14 protein-coding genes and 1 other annotated feature are annotated in these 16,459 nt (G+C 41.4%); of the genes, 8 read left to right on the forward strand and 6 right to left on the reverse strand.

Annotated features, from left to right (window positions below; all coding sequences use genetic code 11):
* Nucleotides 1-9: 9 nt before the first annotated feature.
* The gene (locus LC090_RS16680) at nucleotides 10-522 is read right to left on the reverse strand and encodes a GrpB family protein (protein WP_226659142.1); all 513 of its coding nucleotides are present in this window, start codon (nucleotides 520-522) and stop codon (nucleotides 10-12) included.
* A gap of 23 nt (nucleotides 523-545) precedes the next feature.
* Nucleotides 546-983, reverse strand: a complete 438-nt coding sequence (locus LC090_RS16685) for a class I SAM-dependent methyltransferase (RefSeq protein WP_226659143.1) — start codon at nucleotides 981-983, stop codon at nucleotides 546-548.
* A gap of 160 nt (nucleotides 984-1,143) precedes the next feature.
* Between LC090_RS16685 and LC090_RS16690 the strand changes: the two genes are divergently transcribed.
* The 6 genes from LC090_RS16690 to LC090_RS16715 all read left to right on the forward strand — a co-directional run bounded on the left by LC090_RS16690 (nucleotide 1,144) and on the right by LC090_RS16715 (nucleotide 8,149).
* Nucleotides 1,144-2,601, forward strand: a complete 1,458-nt coding sequence (locus LC090_RS16690) for an MDR family MFS transporter (RefSeq protein WP_226659144.1) — start codon at nucleotides 1,144-1,146, stop codon at nucleotides 2,599-2,601.
* A 134-nt stretch (nucleotides 2,602-2,735) separates the two neighbouring features.
* A complete protein-coding gene (gene dcuS / locus LC090_RS16695) occupies nucleotides 2,736-4,343 on the forward strand; it encodes a DcuS/MalK family sensor histidine kinase (protein WP_226659145.1) in 1,608 nt (535 codons plus the stop codon).
* On the forward strand, nucleotides 4,343-5,068 hold the full coding sequence (locus tag LC090_RS16700) for a response regulator (protein ID WP_226659146.1): 726 nt from the start codon (nucleotides 4,343-4,345) through the stop codon (nucleotides 5,066-5,068). Before dcuS ends, LC090_RS16700 begins: the two co-directional genes overlap by 1 nt.
* 216 nt (nucleotides 5,069-5,284) lie before the next feature.
* The gene (locus LC090_RS16705; RefSeq protein ID WP_226659395.1) at nucleotides 5,285-6,553 is read left to right on the forward strand and encodes a 2-hydroxycarboxylate transporter family protein; all 1,269 of its coding nucleotides are present in this window, start codon (nucleotides 5,285-5,287) and stop codon (nucleotides 6,551-6,553) included.
* 90 nt (nucleotides 6,554-6,643) lie between these two features.
* Complete coding sequence (locus LC090_RS22215) at nucleotides 6,644-7,564, forward strand: AEC family transporter (RefSeq protein WP_226659147.1); 921 nt, start codon at nucleotides 6,644-6,646, stop codon at nucleotides 7,562-7,564.
* A 72-nt stretch (nucleotides 7,565-7,636) separates the two neighbouring features.
* Nucleotides 7,637-8,149, forward strand: a complete 513-nt coding sequence (locus tag LC090_RS16715) for a DUF3189 family protein (RefSeq protein ID WP_226659148.1) — start codon at nucleotides 7,637-7,639, stop codon at nucleotides 8,147-8,149.
* A gap of 55 nt (nucleotides 8,150-8,204) precedes the next feature.
* On the opposite strand, the gene LC090_RS16720 is transcribed toward LC090_RS16715, so the two are convergent.
* On the reverse strand, nucleotides 8,205-9,422 hold the full coding sequence (locus tag LC090_RS16720) for an MFS transporter (protein ID WP_226659149.1): 1,218 nt from the start codon (nucleotides 9,420-9,422) through the stop codon (nucleotides 8,205-8,207).
* A 67-nt stretch (nucleotides 9,423-9,489) separates the two neighbouring features.
* Nucleotides 9,490-9,740 (reverse strand) — a binding site (T-box leader).
* A gap of 45 nt (nucleotides 9,741-9,785) precedes the next feature.
* Nucleotides 9,786-12,152 (reverse strand): phosphoenolpyruvate synthase, encoded by a 2,367-nt coding sequence (gene ppsA / locus LC090_RS16725; RefSeq protein ID WP_226659150.1) that lies wholly within the window; start codon nucleotides 12,150-12,152, stop codon nucleotides 9,786-9,788.
* A gap of 287 nt (nucleotides 12,153-12,439) precedes the next feature.
* Between ppsA and LC090_RS16730 the strand changes: the two genes are divergently transcribed.
* Nucleotides 12,440-13,672 (forward strand): PucR family transcriptional regulator, encoded by a 1,233-nt coding sequence (locus LC090_RS16730; RefSeq protein WP_226659151.1) that lies wholly within the window; start codon nucleotides 12,440-12,442, stop codon nucleotides 13,670-13,672.
* Nucleotides 13,673-13,796: 124 nt separating this feature from the next.
* A complete protein-coding gene (gene ald, locus LC090_RS16735) occupies nucleotides 13,797-14,921 on the forward strand; it encodes an alanine dehydrogenase (RefSeq protein WP_226659152.1) in 1,125 nt (374 codons plus the stop codon).
* 95 nt (nucleotides 14,922-15,016) lie between these two features.
* Here the strand turns inward: ald and LC090_RS16740 are convergent, their stop codons facing one another.
* Together LC090_RS16740 and asd are read right to left on the reverse strand one after the other, a co-directional pair.
* Entirely contained in the window at nucleotides 15,017-15,217 is a 201-nt protein-coding gene (locus tag LC090_RS16740; protein WP_226659153.1) for an aspartyl-phosphate phosphatase Spo0E family protein, read from the reverse strand.
* Between the two features lie 287 nt (nucleotides 15,218-15,504).
* Nucleotides 15,505-16,311 carry an archaetidylserine decarboxylase gene (gene asd, locus LC090_RS16745; protein ID WP_226659154.1) on the reverse strand — a complete coding sequence of 269 codons (807 nt, stop codon included), beginning with the start codon at nucleotides 16,309-16,311 and terminating at the stop codon, nucleotides 15,505-15,507.
* Nucleotides 16,312-16,459: the final 148 nt, after the last annotated feature.

A 16,459-nucleotide genomic window follows, 5' to 3' on the forward strand; every position in this document is an offset into this window, starting at 1 on the left:
ATTTCGCTTCTACTCTACATACCACTCAAGCGCTTTGGCTTCAATTTCCTTAACAAGTGGATTTTTTCCTTCAATATAAGCCTCCATCTCATACGGGAACCGCTCCGCTAACTCAGCTTTCTTCTCACCATAGCGTAAGCGATCTTCATCATGCGCACTTAAATAGTCTCGAAACGCTAAGTGACGATCAATATCCGGGTGTCCTTTTTCATAGAGGTGCACATGATGCGAACGCTGATCTCCACCTTTTCGAAAAAAGCGGCGTCCGGATAGACCATTTTCCCCAAGTGCTTCATAGCCAAGAGCTTTCATATCATCATTTTTGTGATCCACCAGACTGAGATTTTTCACAACAGGCAACAGATCGATAATCGGCTTAGCTTTCAATCCTTCAACTGCTGTACTTCCAATATGATGGATTTCAATCATATTTTCGCCAAACACGTGCTCGATCTTCTTCGCTTCTAACAAGAAAAGTTCACGCCAGATCTCTTTAAATTCCTGCACTTCCACTTTCCTCATGTTTTTCTCCCCTTCTTACCTCTTCATGTACTCCGAAGTCTAAATCGTGCCGTCCAAAGACCACGAACGCCAAACTTGCCACTTTCAGTATCGACCTGGTTCATTTCTTTCATTTCAATCGCCTTGAAATCTTGATGAAAAATGGCAAGCAGCTTCTCTTCTGTAAATCCGAGACCTCCCTGAAGACTCCGCTTTTGATATACTTCTAGATCCGAAAGCGAGGAACCTCCTAATTCACCATTCTCAATAAAACACGTTAGCGCGAACTCCCCTCCTGCTTTTAAGGCTTGCTTCACAAGCGCAATGTAGTTCATCCGGCGATGCGGTGCGATGTGATGAAAGCAGCCCGAGTCATAAACAAAATCGTATGTATGAGGAGTGAGTGAAAGTGTAAATAGATTCTCTTCAATAAAATTCACATGCAATTGCTTTTTTGCCGCTTCCTCCCTCGCCCACACCATAATTATTCCATTATATGGAACTATCCCTCCTCAAATTTTATAAACAAGACGTTTGTCACGAGGCAAGGATGAGCGTATAATTTGGTAATTGATTGAGAGGAAAACCATTTAACGTAAAAGATGACAACCGATTATTTGAGATTACGAGAGGAGTCCTATCGTGACCACCAAACCTTATAACAAAGTGTTAATTGCTACACTTCTACTAGCTGGAGCGTTTATAACAATTTTAAATCAGACCCTTATGATTACGGCGATTCCACCGATCATGGAGGAAATGAACATTACCGCGAATACAGCACAATGGCTGACAACTGTCTTTATGCTCGTAAACGGAATTATGATCCCGATCAGCGCTTTTCTTCTTGAACGATTTACAACAAGACAACTTTTTATTTCTGCGATGAGTATTTTCTCAGTAGGAACGATCATTGGTGGATTCGCGCCGAACTTCGGCGTCTTGTTAATTGGGCGTGTCATTCAATCAGCCGGCGCTGGGGTGATGATGCCCCTTATGCAAACCGTCTTTCTCATGATCTTTCCTGTGAATAAACGCGGCGCTGCGATGGGGTATATTGGACTTGTTATCTCCTTTGCGCCTGCTATTGGTCCTGCTTTATCCGGTTGGATTACAGCAAGCTATTCATGGCGCCTACTATTCTGGGCGATGCTACCACTTGCTATTATGATCATTGCAGTTGCCCATTTCGTTATGAAAAATGTAACAGAGCTCACGTTTCCAAAAGTCGATCCGATCTCAATTATTCTTTCATCGATCGGATTCGGTGGGTTGCTTTATGCGTTTACGAGCGCAGGAAACCTCGGATGGGGCAACATGAGAACGATCCTTGTTCTAATCATTGGTGTTGTCACGCTAACGACGTTCATTTTAAGACAGCTACGCCTTTCACAGCCGATGCTTGAGTTTCGAGTCTTTAAAGATAAGACATTCACGATTACGACCATTATTGGGATGATGATGTTTCTTGGATTAATTGGATCCGAAACGCTGATCCCACTTTATATGCAAAATATGAGAAACTTCACCGCTTTTGAGTCAGGACTTGTCCTCCTTCCAGGGGCCGTTATTACAGCGCTTATGTCCCCGATTACCGGACGAATTTTTGATAAAATCGGTGCGCGTCTCCTTGCAATTGTTGGATTAACAATTGTCACCGGCGCAACGCTCGGTTTCTCATTTCTTGACACGTCAACAACCATTACATTCTTAACGGTGATGTACGCGATACGTATGTTTGGTTTATCAATGGTCATGATGCCGGTCACAACGGCTGGTTTGAATCAAATGCCGAAGCACCTTATACCACACGGAGCGGCCATGAACAATACGATGCGCCAAATAGCGGCATCCGTAGGTACGGCAATACTCGTGACCGTTATGACGACGACAGCTCAAACGGCACAGCAGCAGCCGTCGATCTCACGACCAGATATTCATGGCGTAAATATTGCCTTCCTCGTCATTCTCGTTCTGTCCATTTTCGCTCTTGGGCTTTCGTTCTTTATTAAAAAGAACGCATCTGAACAAGAATACAAGAAAACGAATGAAGCGCCATTTCGAAACAATCGCAATCAACCTAAATCAGTTAATGTGTAAACGAACCTTCGCCTTCAACCGCTCAGTCTCTTGCCTGAGCGGTTTTTATTTTGTATGGCATCTACTATGTTCATCTTCTCCAGAAACGACTACACTAGAGTGAGAGCCCTTTGTTTACTTTAGAGGTGAAAAAGATGCAAAAATACCGTTTTAAATTAAGCACCATTATCATTTTATTTGTTTGTACGGTTGTCACCATGTCGCTCTTGATAACAGATCTATTAGTTACAAATACGACTAGTGAAACGATTGAAAAGCAATTAGAGGATAAAGCGATTACCGTTTCTAGAACGATTGCGGAATCAAAAATTGTGAAAGATGGGTTAACAAATGTACCCGATGAAGAAATAAGCATTCAGGAATACACGACAAACATTCAACAAGCTTCTGATGTCCTATTTGTGGTTGTGATGGATATGGATGGTATACGCAAATCCCATCCTGATGCTCAAAAAATAGGAAAACATTTTGTAGGTGGAGATGAACTCAGGGCACTTAATGGAGAAGAATACATATCCAGATCAACTGGTACGTTAGGTAAATCATTACGTGCGTTCACACCAATTTACGACAGTAATGAGAACCAGATTGGTGCCGTAGCAGTAGGTATTTCCTTAGAAGCTGTCACGGCATCCATCCAACAGAGTCACAGAAAAATTCTTATCGGTTCAACTGTTGGATTACTCATAGGCATTATTGGCGCATTTTTATTAGCACGCTATATAAAAAACAGCCTGTTCGGATTAGAACCATACGCGATTGCTCGTATACACGAAGAGCGAAATACCATGTTACATTCTGTACATGAAGGGATTATCGCCATTGATCGAACTGGGACGATTATTCTCGTAAATAAGTCAGCCCAACGCATTTTTAAACAGGCTAGTTTGAAGAAATCTGATCCTTTAGGGATGAAAATTAGTGATTTCCTGCCAGGGACAAGACTTGAAGATATTCTAATGTCGCGAGAAGCAGAATTAGATCAAGAACAGTTGATTAATGGTGTCTCGATTATTACAAACCGTGTTCCTCTCATTGTGAATGGTCATGTTGTTGGGGCCATCGCCACTTTTAGAGATAAGACAGAAGTAAATCAATTAGCAGAGCAACTGACTGGTGTACAGATGTACGCTGATACATTACGAGCGCAATCTCACGAATTTAAGAATCAATTGCAAGTCCTACTCGGTTTAATCAAGATGGAAGATTATGAAGAGGTTACTCACTTTATTAGCAAATTGGTTGATCATCAAGCAGACGAAATTGGTAGTGTGACAAAGTATATGAAAGATCCAATACTTGCAGGGTTTATCATAGGGAAAATGAGCTACGCTCGAGAATCACATGTTACCATGACAATTGACTTTGAAACTGAAATTCCACAGGCAGGTCATCCTAAAATCACGCATGAACTGATTACCATCCTGGGTAACGTGATCGATAATGCGATCGATAGTGTTTCTACATGTGAAAAGCAAGAAATCCGCATGATCTTCTCTTATATTGATGACTTATTCAGTATGACGATAATGGATACTGGAGAAGGGATTCCTGAAGACAAACTGGAAGACATTTTTTTGAAAGGACATACTTCGAAAGACGGCAAACACAGGGGATTTGGCCTATTTCTTACGAGACAAAGCATTGATAAATTAGATGGTTCAATCGACGTAGATTCAGTTTTAGATGAAGGAACGACATTTACGATCATTGTTCCTTTTGATCAAGGAGAGGATTCGTAATGATTCAAGTTATGATAGTAGAAGATGATCCAATGGTTGCACAATTGAACAAGCGTTACATTGAGCAAATGGATGATTTTATGCCAAGCCACCTTGCAAAATCAGCAAAAGAAGCGTTAGCAACATTAGCTTCTACAAACATTGACCTCGTTCTTCTAGATGTTTATATGCCAGGTGATGACGGTATTAAGTTTTTGAAGTTAGTGCGGGAACAAAATCGGGATGTGGATGTTATTTTAGTAACGGCTGCTTCAGAAATCACTCATATTCAACAAGCATTAAGACTTGGTGCCATTGATTATCTCATTAAGCCTTTTGAATTTGATCGGTTTCAAGAAGCCCTTCTGAACTATAAGCGGAATTACTACAAACTTAATCATAAAGAACAGATGAACCAAAAAGAACTTGATCACATGCTTCGGTCCACACATCCAGTTCCTAATGAAGTTCAACTTCCTTCAGAAGATCATTCATTACCTAAAGGTTTAACAAAAAACACCCTTGAAACGATCTATACGACCATTCTCTCACTTAAAACGACTCCTTTTTCCACAGATGAGATTGCAACAACGACTAATATCTCAAGAGTGTCTGTTCGAAAATATTTAAAGTTTCTAAGTAGTATTGGCTATTTAAAAGAAACCTTAACTTATGGTGTGGGGCGTCCCATTTACCAATATGCGATAAATCCTGACAAACAATCTACCATTCAGCATTACCTTTAAAAGCAACGACACTAGTTGCTTTTTTTAATTACATAACTATTAATAGTTACATAACATGTGAATTTTCTGTTAATTGTTTTATGATAAAAACACCAGATGTAAGCGTTTACTATTTTACTAGGATACTGATCACGTATGAAAAAAGGAGTGAACAAATTGGCGCAAGCTGCTAAAGAGTTAAAGTATGAGAATCAACATGATCCCTCGTCCGAAAACATAAGTCAGGAAAAGAAATCCTTACAAATTTTTGGTCTCCCAGTGCTATGGTTTGGAATATTTACGGCTATAACACTGACTAGCCTCTATACCGGAAATCTTCCAGGCGGTATGATCGGAAGTTTGCTTCTTATGATTATGCTTGGCGAATTACTAGGTTGGATTGGTGATCATACTCCAATCGTTAAAACATACCTTGGGGGAGGCGCCATTATCGCCATCTTCGGTGCCGCTTTCCTTGTTTATGAAGGCTGGTTACCTGAATCGTCTGTAACAACGATGACAACATTCATGAAAGATGGCGCGTTTTTAAACTTTTATATCGCTGCGCTCATTACCGGGAGTATCCTTGGAATGAATAAGAAAATCCTTGTAAAAGTTGGGCTCCGCTATTTCTTACCCATTATGGGCGCCGTTGTCGGTGCAGTTGTTGTAGCTGGTTTACTCGGCTCCCTTGTAGGCTTTTCTTTAAAAGATGCGATTCTTGTGATCACCATGCCAATCATGGGTGGCGGCATGGGCGCTGGTGCAGTACCGATGAGTCAGGTTTATTCCGAGTTAATGGGCAATGACCCTGCCTATTATATTTCCATGCTCGTCCCTGCCCTTGCACTGGGTAACGTATTTGCGATTGTACTCGCTAGCATGCTTAACCTACTCGGTAACAAATTCCCTTCTCTTACAGGGAACGGTCAATTGATAAAAGGGTTTCAATATAAGGAAGAGAAACAAACTTACGATATTCAAAAGATGGGAATAGGATTACTAGCCGCCATTACCTTCTTTGCGATTGGCGGATTACTTGGAGACTTCATTCCTCTACACCCATATGCTCTCATGATTATTGTCGTTGCTATCGCTAAAATAGCAGACATCATCCCAAAGAATGTCATCGATGGAGCAAGTCAGTGGTATAAATTTGTTGCAAGTAACTGGACACTTGCGCTACTGTTTGGCATTGGAATTGCTTATACTGATCTAAACACGGTACTTGAAGCTCTTACCCTGCAATACATTCTTACCGTATTCGGTGTTGTTCTTGGTGCCATTATCGGTGCCGGTTTAATCGGTAAGTTGGTTGGGTTCTATCCGATTGAGGCTGCGATCACAGCAGGATTATGTATGGCAAATATGGGCGGAACAGGCGATGTAGCCGTTCTATCCGCTTCAAGAAGAATGGAACTCATGCCATTTGCTCAGATATCATCCCGCCTCGGTGGAGCCTTAATTCTCTTGTTAGCCGGGTTAATCATACCCTTTCTCGCTTGAACAGGGCATACTGTGAAGAACTCCCACTATCCGTAATCGATAGTGGGAGTTCACTTCGTTCATTTAACACTAAACTAAACAGCAAATGTGGTGAGAATCATAGACGTTATTTTAATTGTTATACCAGCTTTTATCATTTTTGCGATTGGCTACATTGGACAAAAGAAAATCGGATTTGATCGTAAATCGATTTCGACTTCTGCTCTCTATTTGATGTATCCGTTTCTGGCTTTTCAAACCTTTTATACGAACGATATAACTATGGACTATGCTTATATCCTAATATTCTGCTTGCTATTAATGATCCTATTAATTCTTATTGTTACGATCATCTCTAGAATCAAAGCACTGAAACGCACAAAATCTGCTGCCATGATTCTTTCTTCCGTTTTTATGAATAGCGGTAACTATGGGGTACCGATTATTTTATTCGCATACGGTGAAGAAGGCGTTCACTATGCCATTATTATGATGGTCATTCAGTCATTACTCATGAATACGGTCGGACTTTATTATGCATCGAAAGGGAGTAGCACCGCAACGCATAGCCTTAAGGATTCTCTTCTAAAAATTTCTCGAATGCCCATTAATCATGCTGTCCTTCTCGGCATTGTTGTAAAAATGACTGGCTTCAAGGTCCCAGAGTTTGTTATGCAGGCCGTCAATCTGGTTGCAAATGCTACGATTCCAACAATCATGATTGTACTAGGGATGCAACTTGCATCTCTCACTAAAGGAAGTGTCAGATGGCGTGATTTATCTACGATTTTTTCCATCAGAATGATTGCTTCTCCAATCATTGCTCTGTTTCTCACAATGATACTTGGTTTAAACCCTTTACTTAGTAGCATTTTAGTTGTCCTTTCATCCATGCCAACTGCCGCTAACACAACGATGTATTCTCTTGAGTTCAATACAGAACCACAGCTTGTTTCATATAGTACACTTTTAACGACTCTCGCCAGTATTATTACGGTACCTTTAGTATTATGGTTAGTTGGAGCTGCTTAAATCTCTTTCGCCGAATGTTTCCCAAGTAATTAGGTCATACTTGTTAGTAAATTCAATTACAGGGATGAGTCTATGATTTACATATACCATGATTATGGCGGAACACACACCACATCACTAGCAGCTGCTTTTCATTTACAGCTTTTGAAGCCCTCTTCTCTTCCATTAACGAGTGAAGAAGTCCTAGCCGTGCCTTTTTTTAACAAATTAACAAAAAAGGATGCAGGGCATCTCCTTTTCCACGGCAAAGATGCAGATGGGCATAAAGTTTTTACAATCGGCAAAAAGTCGTCGAAACTAATTGTTCCAGCTATACAAGACGTAACCACCATGCTTTTTGATCATTTCCAGGTAGATGATCAGATGATCTTGTCTAATACGTCTCCAACCGTTCCATTCGTCATGTCGATTGGGGGTGGCCTTTCTCGTGGACTTGGCTTAGACGCACTCGGCGTACCCCTTTTAATCAAAGGAGCAAAAAAATGCAGTCCCCTCATTTACGAACTTGTTGAGCATACGAAAAAACAGGCGCATCAAACAACAGAAAAAGTGCTCACGTTACAAAACCAACAATTTAAGATCTAGTTCGTATTCATAAAAAGCGTTGAACCTTCATTTGGTTCAACGCTTTCTCATATCCTTAAGCTCTCCTTGCTTTCCAGTTTTTTAATGGAACAAGGAGATGAAGAAACACCACCATCGCCATTCCTACCATCACGAGGACACCCGCGAGAACACTGAATTGAATGGAATAAATCTCTGCCAGCACGCCACATGAGACAGTTACAACGATAATCGCAATCGCTTCAGCAACCCCAAACAAACTCACAATTCGACCCATTACCTCAACTGGGATATGGTCTTGGTAAAACGTCAGAAATCCTGTATTTGCAAATGCGAGGGAAAACGAAAGGATGAAGCAGCCAACTGCCGCCATTGTCAACCCAGTTGACGTCGCAAATATAACATAACCTAAAGCTAGCAAGAGGGATCCCGCCCCCATCAACATCGAAGTAGAGAGTCTTTTCACAAGGAACGTGTTCATAATGGCGCCTAGCAGAATGCCTCCTCCAGCTATACTAACGAGAAACCCATACTCGGTGTTCGATAAATTCAGCACGTCCTTCGCAAACGCCGCTTCAAGAGAATCCACTCCCGCGGTCATCACGATAACGGCACTAAACAGAAAGTAAATGAAGACAACAGAACGAGATTTTTTACTAAACTCATAAACAATTCGCCAGTCTTTTCTTAGCTCCGTTAATGTAAAAGTTGGGGCTTCTGGTGATTTGAATGTCTCAAGGGTTGGTAATAAGTAAATCAACAATCCAGCCACAACCAATGTGATTGCATTTACATAAATCGCTGTCACAGGCGTACTTATCATAAAAAGAAGCCCGGCGATCGCAGGTCCTATAACAAAAGCTCCTGAATCCATTAAACTTCGAAAAGAATTGAACTGTTTCCGTTCATGAACAGGTACAAGCTTTGTCATGTAAATAATCGATGCCGGATGGTACAGAGCATGTCCCATATTTACAATTAGAACGAGACAGTAAATCGACCACAGGGACATAAATAAAGGCAATATCGAAAGAACGGTCGCTTGCAAGAAGAGCAGCAACATCATGAACTTTCGCTTGTTCACCCGATCAACGACGCTTCCTGACCATCCGTTTGTCAAAAGCGTTGCGAGCGGTTTAAGTAAATAAAGAACTGTCACCGCGAGAGCTGAACCAGTTTGGTTGAAAATCATCAAGTTGATCGCAATGTGATAGACCCATTCACCAATATTCGCCATCCCCGTACTCGCAAGGAAGATCAGTTGATTATGCTTGTTTCGTTTACCTCTGTTCATGTACAGCAGCTCCAATCGCGATAAGTTTTTGAACAAATAAAAAAATCTCACCCCCAGGACGTATTGTCCCGGGGGCGAGATTGCTTATCGCGGTGCCACCCCGGTTCAGTCATGTGTCGCCACATGACTCTTATCAGGTACGGCAGAAGCTGCGTATACCATAGCTCGTTAACGGGAGCTCCCGTTACACCATCCCCACGTTCGGTTCCGATGTACAGCTTAGAGGTTTGGTTCGATCATGGTTTCCTCTCTCCTTTTCAGCTACCGGAGCTCTCTGTGTAAGATCCCATCATCTACTCTTCTCATCATCGCTCTTGATTTTGTTATATAATACCAGTAAGGTTACACCATGTAAATACTAATTTATAATCCTCTAACTTTATTTAAAATCATACGCTGCTCAACAGACGCAACCGATCTTCTTGTCGCTGCCACCGTATCTGGATTAATGCTCACGCTATCGATCCCCTCTTGAATGAGAAACTCGGTGAACTCAGGGTAAGTCGATGGTCCCTGGCCACAAATGGAGACAGTTTTGCCATATTTATGCGCTCCATGAATCAGCTGTTTAATCGCTCGTTTCACGGAAGGGTTACGCTCATCAAAGTAACCCATGCTGTTTAGAATGCCAGAGTCACGGTCAGATCCTAAAATGAGCTGTGTTAAATCATTGCTTCCAATACTGAATCCATCAACAAGCTGCGCGAACTCCTCCGCTTCAAAAATGACTGACGGCACTTCCGCCATAATCCAAATTTTGAATTCTTGATTTTGAATCAGCCCTTCTTCTGCCATAATCTTCTTCACTTTCTCAACTTCCCACGTAGTGCGAACGAACGGAAGCATCGTCCAAACGTTAATTAAGCCATATTCATCACGAACTTTTTTAATCGCTCGACACTCTAAACGGAAGCCTTCTTCGTACTGAGGAGAAATATAGCGTGAGACACCTCGCCAGCCGATCATCGGATTCGCTTCAACTGGCTCTACTTCATCGCCACCAATGAGTCCACGAAATTCATTTGAGCGGAAGTCACTCAAGCGAACAACCATTGGCTTTGGATAGATATCCTGGGCCACCTGCGTGATTCCTTCGGACATTTTTTCAATAAACATCTCTTCCTGTCCGGTTTTTAACAAATGCATCGGGTGAATACCGATATTTGAAAAGATAAATTCCGTTCGCATTAAGCCAATGCCGTCAAATGGCAGGTGTTTGTATTTATTGATTAGATCAGGCTCTCCAAGATTCATGTAAATTTTAGTTCCTGTAATCGGTGCAAGCTGATGAAGAAGTGCTTCGTTAAATCCTTCGTTGGTGTTCGTCGCTTCATTAGCCGCTTCTTTCTTACTCGCTGGCTTAGCGTCATTTAGAATCCCTTCATATACAACTCCACGAGTCGCATCAACCGTTACTTCCATTCCATCCATTAATACATCTGTCGCTATCGAAGACCCAACAATACACGGAATACCGAATTCACGTGAAACGATCGCCGCATGACACGTCCGTCCACCTTCATCTGTAACGAGTGCTGCCGCTTTTTTCATAGCAGGAATCATATCCGGATTCGTCATAATGGTCACTAGAATGTCGCCTTCTTCTACAAGGGAAACTTCACTAATATCTTTGATCTTGCGGACTTTTCCGCTAGCAGACCCAGGAGAGGCAGCTAATCCTCTAACGAGCATCTTCTTTGGCGTTTCTACCTTTTCAACCACTTTTGTTTCCTCCTCTTTAAGCGTTGTAATTGGACGAGCTTGTAGAATGTAAAGTTCGTTCGTTTGGCAATCAAGTCCCCACTCAATATCTTGAGGAGTTTGATAAAGTTCTTCAATCCGAACAGCGTCACGTGAAAGCTGAGCGATTTCAGCTTGTGATAAGCACTGTTGGTTCACATGTTTCTCACTTAAATATTCTTTCACCGCAACCGTATCCGTTCCGATTGCATTAGCTTTCTTTACGACAAGCACTTTCTTTTCGGCTACGTGCTTTTCGATTAATTTAAACGATCTCTTATCGACGATGTACTCATCTGGTGAAACCATCCCAGAAACAACCGCTTCTCCAAGTCCCCAGCTCGCATTAATCATCATCTGCTCGCGTTCACCTGTAATCGGATTCGCTGTAAAAATCACACCTGACTTTTCACTATTCACCATCAATTGAACGACCGCACAAAGAGAGACATCAAAATGGTTGAACTGCTGTTTTTCGCGATAGTAAATGGCTCGTGCTGTCCAGAGTGATGCCCAGCATTTCTTAATGTGATAAAGAAGCTCTGTGATTCCGGAAATCTCTAGATATGTATCTTGCTGCCCTGCAAAAGACGCTTCAGGAAGATCTTCAGCCGTTGCCGAGCTTCGAACAGCTACGAACGGATCTGTTACGTTGAGATCCTGACTAAACGCAGCGTAAGCATTACGAATTTCTACTTCAAGAGACTCAAGCATATCTGTCTGCAGAATCCATTCCCTGATTTCAGCACTCACTTCATTGAGCTGATCGTTATTCTCATAATCAAGGGTCTTCATCTTTTGAAGAATGGATTGATCGAGTTCTCTTTCAGTAATAAAAGCTGTATAGGCTTCAGCCGTTACACAAAAACCAGGTGGTACATGTACACCGTTCTGCGTCAGCTCTCCAAGATTAGCTCCTTTGCCACCAACGAGGGCAATTTCCTCTTTTCCTATTTCATGAAACCAACGAATCGCACTTTGCTCAACCATTTACCTATCGCCTCCCTACTAGATTCGACCTTTAGAATAACACATTAATTTAATTATGTCATACTATTTATTTCAAAAAGTTTATTAATGATGAACTTTAGCGATTTTTAGTTTTTATTTTCGTCATTATTTCTCATTCAAGCGAAAAACGACGCTGCTTTCCTTTGGAAACCTTAACAATTTCTTAACTTCTCTTTGTGAAATGTCACAAACACCCTGATTTTCTTGTATACTTTTAAGCAGACGGTAAGAAACAAGTACTGAGATTAAGAAAGGAGTGGTAAAAGATGCATACCGATCGTGAAAGTCACAACCCTTTTCAGGGGCCATTCCGAACATTAGAAGATTTAGCCGACTGCATCCGAGAAAACCTCGGCTGTCCTGTTACGATTGAAGATTCGGATCATCGAATTCTTGCCTATAGTTCACATGATGAAAATGTGGATCCTGCACGTATTGCCACCATCATGAAGCGGAAAGTACCGGAAGAAGTAATCAAAAGTCTCTGGAAAAAAGGGGTCATTCCACAACTATTTGAAAGTGATGATCCTGTTATTATCCCAGCAATCCCAGAGGTAGGACTTGGCCAAAGAGTCGCCATTTCGGTTCGAAAAAATGAAGAACTTCTCGGTTTCATCTGGGCTCAATTAAATTGGGAAGTAACCCAGGATGAGTTGACTCTTCTAAAGAAAGCCGCAAAAGTCGTTAAAAACCAAATTCTGAAATTGGAAATCAAGAAGCGTCATTCAGAAGAAGGACATCGCGAGTTTTTCTGGAAATTGCTCACTGGGCATTATACGAAAGAAGAGGCTCTTCAGAAGCAGGCAGCCACATATCAGTTAAAATTGAAGGGCGAGATGGCGATCGTAATCTTTGAGTTTAGTGAAGAAATTCAGCAATCGCTTGAGCGACATATGAATTATTACATCCAGGCTTCTCACCAAATCGAATTCATTTATAGTACCCTTGATCAAAATCAGCTCATTTTACTTGTTCGTCCTTCAGACCAGCACAATACAGCTGACCAGCTTAGTAGTTTTGTCCAAATTTTTGTTGAGAAAATTAGTAATCGCCTTGGAGTTGATACGTTAAAAGGTGGAGCCGGAACGCTCTATCAAAGCCCTCTCTCGATCAAAGACAGCTATCGGGAAGCCCTGCATGTGCTATCGATTAAGGAACGTTTTAAAGAAGAAGTGACAGCCATCTACAGCTATCAAGAGCTCGGCATTTATCAATTCATTGACCTCCTCTATAAAGAGCGTCAGCATGTCCAAAACATTTATATCGAAAAACTAAAGAAATATGATAGCATTCATCATACGCAGCTACTCGAGACGCTACAGACTTATCTGCAACACGATAGCAACGTGAAAGTTGCCGCTCAAGTCCTACATGTTCATACAAATACGTTGAACTATCGCCTCAAACGCATTGCTGAAGTGGCGAACCTTGACTTAAAAGACGCCAATCAAAAAGTAACGCTTTTTCTCGATTTAAAAATTGAACAATTGAAATCATAGGGTGTTTGTGTAATTACACAAACACCCTCTTTCCTTTTCTCTAATTTACACAATGTGAAATGAAAAGAGGACGTCTATAATCGGAGGTACTTGATCATAAAACACTGTCTAAGGGGATGAAATCATGTATATTGGTATTCCAAAAGAAATTAAAAATAATGAAAACCGTGTAGCCATTACACCAGCAGGCGTTATCGCACTAACAAAGGCTGGTCATCACGTAACAGTTGAAACAGAAGCAGGAATTGGAAGCGGTTTCGAGGATGTCGACTATCGTGAAGCAGGCGCAACGATTGCGACAGACGCGGCAACAGTTTGGAATCAAGAAATGGTGATGAAAGTAAAAGAACCACTTTCTTCTGAATATGCTTATTTCCGTGAAGGACTGATTCTTTTCACTTACCTCCACTTAGCAGCAGAGCCTGAATTAACGAAAGCTCTTAAAGATAGCGGCGTAACGGCAATTGCTTATGAAACCGTTGTGGATCGTGGAACGCTCCCACTTCTTACTCCTATGAGTGAAGTAGCTGGCCGCATGGCTTCACAAATCGGCGCACAAATTCTTGAAAAACCTAAAGGTGGAAAAGGAATTCTCCTTGGCGGCGTTCCTGGAGTGAAACGGGGCAAAGTAACGATTATCGGCGGTGGCGTTGTTGGTACAAACGCAGCAAAAATCGCAATGGGTCTTGGCGCAGACGTAACAATTCTCGACTTAAGCGCTGAGCGCCTTCGTCAGCTTGATGACATTTTCGGAAATGCGATTAACACGCTTATGTCCAATCCACTTAACATCGCTCAAGCGGTTAAGGATTCGGACCTTGTGGTTGGCGCTGTCTTAATTCCAGGAGCAAAAGCACCGAAGCTTGTGACAGAAGAAATGGTGAAGAGCATGACACCGGGATCTGTTCTTGTAGATGTTGCGATTGATCAGGGTGGAATCATCGAAACGGTTGATCACATTACTACCCACGATAACCCAACATACGAAAAGCACGGAGTTGTTCATTACGCAGTTGCAAACATGCCAGGAGCCGTTCCAAGAACATCAACAATCGCTTTAACAAACGTAACGATTCCTTATGCACTTCAAATTGCCAATAAAGGCGCAGTAGCTGCGATTCAAAGCAATCCTGCTCTTGAAAAAGGATTGAACGTAGCTAACGGTTCGATCACGTATGAAGCTGTCGCAAAAGATCTTGGTTATGAGTACGTTTCAGCAACCGATGCACTGCTTGGAGCTCATGCTTAGACCGTTATACTATAAAGAGCCAGGAAGCTTAGAATGCTTCCTGGCTCTTTTCTATTGAAGAAATCAATGAAGTTGGTAAAATAGACACTGTGCCATTAAGCCAAGTACCTCGATTGACTTCCTTCATACTGTCCAAATTGATAGCGGTTTAGGAGCTTATCAAGCTCTTGACTAGCCATAATCGTTTGTTTATGTGTAAATCCATGTGCTAACACTTTAGATGTTAAAACAACTTTTTTCTGATCAATGAGAGCTAGAAGATTTGATCGTGTGTAACATTGTATAGGCAATTTCAACGCTTCCCTTCCTTCATGAATGTAGTAGAAATAGAAGTAGAATTTAACAGTGTTCTATAATTGGATAATAAGGGGTGGGTGAAAATGATTATGCTAAGCGTAAAAACCTTCAACCCTACAAATCATTGATCAACTTATGTATCCAACGCGATTAAAGTCGTTCATGTAAAACAGTCCATGTTATAGTTTACTATATTTTGTAAAAAAAGGATAGAAGAAATTTGGAAATATGATTTACTATTTTTGATCATTTAGTGAAAACATGTGAACGATCCCTAAGACTCCCTTTAGTCATCCAAAGAACCCTTCTCATCTTCAGCTTTCGTTTTCATTGCTAATATTTCCCCTGCTTTTATAGCAGCTTGTCTTTTTAATTTTGGATGTAAATGGACCTTATCTTTTTCAAACAAGAGTACCACAGTGGAACCAAAACGAAAGAAGCCAATTTCTTCTCCCTTTCTTAAATGTGAGCTGGGGTGCGTTAATTCGATTGTGTTCACCCACATTGCTCCCACTTTCACGAGAGCCATAAACGTCTCATCTTCTTGTTTTAATTCAGACACAATGCGGTAGTTTGTCGAGAGTGGTGACTTTCCTAAAGTCATACCTAACTTATTGACTGGAGTAGACTTTCCACCAAGCTCATACTGTTTTCCTACAACAGCATCAGCAGGAGCGTGAATTCGATGATAATCTTTCGGACTAAGATACAACACAAGGAACTTTCCATGCCTGTAACGAGCAATCATTTCATCATCCTGTAAAAAGTCCTCAATGGAATAGACAATCCCTTTCACCTCAATTAACGTGTCATCTACTTCACCAAATTGTTCCAATTTCCCATCAACTGGACTGGCAATATCTTTTCCTTTAAAAGAACGCGAGCCGGATTTAAGTTTTCTGACAAAAAACGCTTCTAATGACGGAAACTCCTTCAGCTGTTGATCGAGCTCGTCTGTTTGGACGTTAAATAATTTCACGTATAGAGGAATCAGCCGTCTGCTGAATCGCGTTTGGCTCATTTTACTAAGGATCCGCCCCAAACTCCTGGAATTCAGCATACTGATCATTCCTCGGTATAAGTGTTTTTTCACTTGGCCCTCCCCTCTAACTCTTTGTATTCGTTTCTTTTGTTTATAAACTACCCTATTTTCATCTACTTACTAGTGTGAAAGAAAAAACAGTGATTATACAGATTGTATCTCTTCATAGGAAAAAAGTTCGTCAACAAAAAAGGTCGCC

The sequence above is a fragment of the Guptibacillus hwajinpoensis genome, from assembly GCF_020524165.1.
GTDB lineage: Bacteria > Bacillota > Bacilli > Bacillales > Guptibacillaceae > Guptibacillus > Guptibacillus hwajinpoensis_D.